Source organism: Streptomyces sp. NPDC054841 (assembly GCF_053611045.1).
This window is the reverse complement of the sequence record NZ_JBSGZO010000685.1, coordinates 1-3,472: the sequence shown is the minus strand read 5'-3', so window position 1 is coordinate 3,472 and position 3,472 is coordinate 1. Positions and strand designations below refer to the sequence as shown.

At 72.6% G+C, this 3,472-nt stretch carries 3 protein-coding genes; all 3 read left to right on the top strand.

Annotated elements, in window-relative coordinates; all coding sequences use genetic code 11:
- Positions 1-20 precede the first annotated feature (20 nt).
- On the top strand, positions 21-704 hold the full coding sequence (locus ACWGI8_RS41720; protein WP_453668673.1) for a response regulator: 684 nt from the start codon (positions 21-23) through the stop codon (positions 702-704).
- Positions 705-760: 56 nt separating this feature from the next.
- Positions 761-2,335, top strand: a complete 1,575-nt coding sequence (locus ACWGI8_RS41715; protein ID WP_453668672.1) for a sensor histidine kinase — start codon at positions 761-763, stop codon at positions 2,333-2,335.
- Between the two features lie 195 nt (positions 2,336-2,530).
- Positions 2,531-3,460, top strand: a complete 930-nt coding sequence (locus ACWGI8_RS41710) for a hypothetical protein (protein WP_453668671.1) — start codon at positions 2,531-2,533, stop codon at positions 3,458-3,460.
- The last annotated feature ends 12 nt before the right edge of the window (positions 3,461-3,472 follow it).

Genomic DNA, 3,472 nt, shown 5'->3' with positions numbered 1-3,472 from the left:
GTTCCACGTATCGTGACGACATGATCAGAGTGCTGCTGGCCGACGACGAGGCGATGGTCCGCGCGGGTGTGAAGGCCATCCTGGCCGCCGACCCCGGTATCGAGGTCGTCGCCGAGGCCGGTCACGGGCACGACGCAGTCGAACTCGCCCTGAAGCACCGGCCCGACGTGGCACTGCTCGACATCCGGATGCCTCGCCTGGACGGGCTGCAGGCCGCCGAGGAGTTGCGGCGCACCGTGCCGGATACCGCGCTGGTGATGCTGACGACGTTCTCCGAGGACGAGTACATCGCGCGAGCGCTCGGCTCGGGAGTGAGCGGGTTCCTGCTCAAGTCCGGCGATCCGCGGGAGCTGATCGCGGGGATCCGGGCGGTGGCGGAGGGCGCGGCCTTCCTCTCCCCGGAGATCGCACGCCGCGTGATCGCCCATGTCGGCACGGGCCGGCTGTCGAAGGCCGCCGATGCCCGGGCCCGGCTGGAGCCGCTGACGCCCCGTGAGCGCGCGGTGGTCGCACTGGTCGGCTCCGGACTGTCGAACGGGGAGATCGCCGGGCGGTTGCACGTCGTCGAGGGCACGGTGAAGGCACATGTCAGTGCCGTGCTGGCGCGGCTGGGTCTGCGGAACCGGGTGCAACTGGCGATCCTGGCGTACGAGGCGGGCCTGGTCGACGAGGGCGACGAGGGCGACGCCCCGGCCGGCCGCTGACCACCCCCTACTTTCGTCGGAGGCCCGGGCCCCCGGGCGTCCGGCACAGTGGGGACATGCGCAGAGACCGGACCCGTGCGTACGTCGTCGACCTGGCCCTGTGGGGCCTGCTGAGCGTGCCCGTGCTGCTGAAGGGCGACCCGAACGACGGCGGTTCGTGGTGGTGGGTGGGCGCGGGTGTCGCGGTGCTCGGGGTGTGCGTCGCCGTGTGCCGGGCCCGGCCGCTGCTCGCTCTGGCGATCGTCGTGGCACTGAGTCTGGCGGCGTCGGTGGAGCTGTTCACGTCGTCGTACAGCCTCGCGCTGGTCGCGTTCGGCTATCTGACCGGGCGGCGCACCGAGCACACACGGTCCGCGCTGTGGACGTTCGGGGCCGTGGCGGCGGCCGGTCTCCCCCTGACGCTGCTCGTGGGGAGGACCCCGTGGGAGTGGTTCACGCTGCTCCTCACACTGGCGCTCGCGGTCGTGGCGCCCTGGCTGTTCGGGCGGTACGTACGGCAGTACGCGCAGCTCGTCGGCGCGGGCTGGGAACTGGCAGACCGCATGGAACGGGAACAGCGCGCGGTCGCCGACCGGGAGCGCCTGCGCGAACGTTCCCGTATCGCCGGGGACATGCACGACTCTCTGGGGCACGATCTGGCGCTGATCGCGGTACGGGCGGCGGCCCTGGAGGTGGACCGCGAGCTGGGTCCCGCCCAGCAGGCGGCCGCCGGCGAGCTCCGCCGGGCCGCGGCGGAGGCGACCGGGCGGCTGCGGGACATCATCGGCGTCCTGCGCACCGACGACGAGACCGCGCGGATGGCTCCGGCCGGCGAGACGGCCCGGGACGTGGTGGAACGGGCGCGGGCCTCGGGGATGGCGGTGGAACTGACCGGGGACGACCTGCCTGCCGTGGACGTGCCGGACATGGTGGGGCGGGCCGTGCACCGTGTCGTGCAGGAAGGACTGACCAATGCCGCCAAGCACGCCCCGGGCGCTTCCGTGCGAGTGGTGCTCGGCCGAGACGGACAGACCGTGACGGTCTCGGTCGCCAACGGGCCCGGCAGGATCCGAAGGACAGACCCCGGCCCCGAAGGAGCATCGACGAGCTCTGCCCCCGGCGGGACGGGGCTCGTCGGGCTCGATGAGCGCGTGCGGCTCGCGGGCGGGACCCTGCGGCACGGTCCGGTGGCGGACGGCGGCTTCGCGGTGACGGCGTCTCTGCCGCTGAGCGGCGCCGGCGCACCCGTCCCGGCCGCCCCCGAGGCACCCACGTCCGCGCGCGAACTGAGCCTCGCACGAGGGCGGGTGCGCCGCGGTCTGGCCCAGGCGATCTGGATCCCGGCGGCGCTGCTCGTCGCCCTGACGGTGCTGATGGGCGGCTTCGCCCTGTACACCCAGACCCATTCGTCCCTGAACCGCACCGACTACGACGCCCTGCGCATCGGCGACAGCCGCACGGACGTCACCACCCGGCTGCCCCCTTACGCGCTGGACGGACGGCCCGACGGCTCGGAGCCCGAGCCGCCGGGGATGGACGAGTGCGTGTACTACCGGACGACCGACTACGCCCTGCTCCCGGTCTACCGGCTGTGCTTCGACGACGGCCGGCTCGCGGCGAAGGACGTGCTCGATCAGGACCGACGACGCTAGTGCCGTGACGCCGTGACGCCGTGACCGGTGTGTCCGAAGTCGCGGCTGGTCACGCAGTGGTTGGACGCTCAACCAGGGCGCTTTCGTGCCGGAATATGCGGCGGGCACCTGTTCGGGCGCCTCAGATGGTGCCGGCCCTGACCCCGTGATTCGCTGAGGACGCAGCACCACGCCGTCACAACGGAGGTCACGGAGATGCCGGAGTGCTACGCAGGTACCTACTACCCACATCTGCGTGAGGTGCTGGACTCCCGGTATGCCGGCTTCTCCGACGGTGAACTGGAAGAGGCCTTCGCAGAGGCGAGCGCTGAGAACATCACCCCCGCGGAGTACGAGGAGTTCTTCGACGGCCTCGGCAATGCGCTGGCGAAGGTGGCAGAGCCCGCGGGCACGTTCGCCAGGGCCGTCGGTCCGGGCGCACTTCGGGGCGCCGCCGCCGGCAGTGCGCTGGGCCCGTTCGGCGCGCTGGGCGGGGCGCTGGTCGGTGCGGCCGGGTCGGCACTCCAGCGATACGGCGGCCACGTTGGCCGTGGCAGCGGCGGCGTGGTCGGTGGCGCGATCAGCACGGCCGGCTCACCGGCCGGGCCCGGCGCGCCGGCCTCGGGGCTGCTCGGGACGGCCGGTCCGGCCGCAGGTAGCGGCGGCCCGGCTTCGGCCGCGCTGACGGCGTTGCTGCAGCGTCCTGAGGTGGCCCGGGCGCTGGCCGCACTGAGCGGAGGCCACAACGCCTTGATTCCCGTGGGGCGCCTGCAGGTGCCGGTGGCTGCCCACACGTTCGCCAGGCTGCTCGGCGCACTGGCTCAAGAGGCCGAGGCGGAGTGGACGACCGACGCGGAGTCGGAGGAGGAGCCGACGGCCGGTGACGAGCGGGCGGGCCGCCTGCTGGGCCTGCTGGTGGGTGCGGAGCGGGACGAGGCAGAATCCGACGACGCCGCCATCGCGGCGTACGAGGAGTCCGGCGGGTACGGCGGGTACGGCGCGTACGACGTGTACGACGGGTTCGACGATCACGAAGGACTCGACGACGACGAGGACTTCGACGACATCGACATCGACATCGACGACGCCCTGACCGACGACGAGTGCTTCGCCGTCGAGTTCGACGAACTGGTCGGTGTCCGGTGACCAGTCAGCAGC

Coding starts and splice junctions, on each gene's coding strand:
- ACWGI8_RS41720 (WP_453668673.1), top strand. CDS start 21: ATGATCAGAGTGCTGCTGGCCGACGACGAGGCGATGGTCCGCGCGGGT.
- ACWGI8_RS41715 (WP_453668672.1), top strand. CDS start 761: ATGCGCAGAGACCGGACCCGTGCGTACGTCGTCGACCTGGCCCTGTGG.
- ACWGI8_RS41710 (WP_453668671.1), top strand. CDS start 2,531: ATGCCGGAGTGCTACGCAGGTACCTACTACCCACATCTGCGTGAGGTG.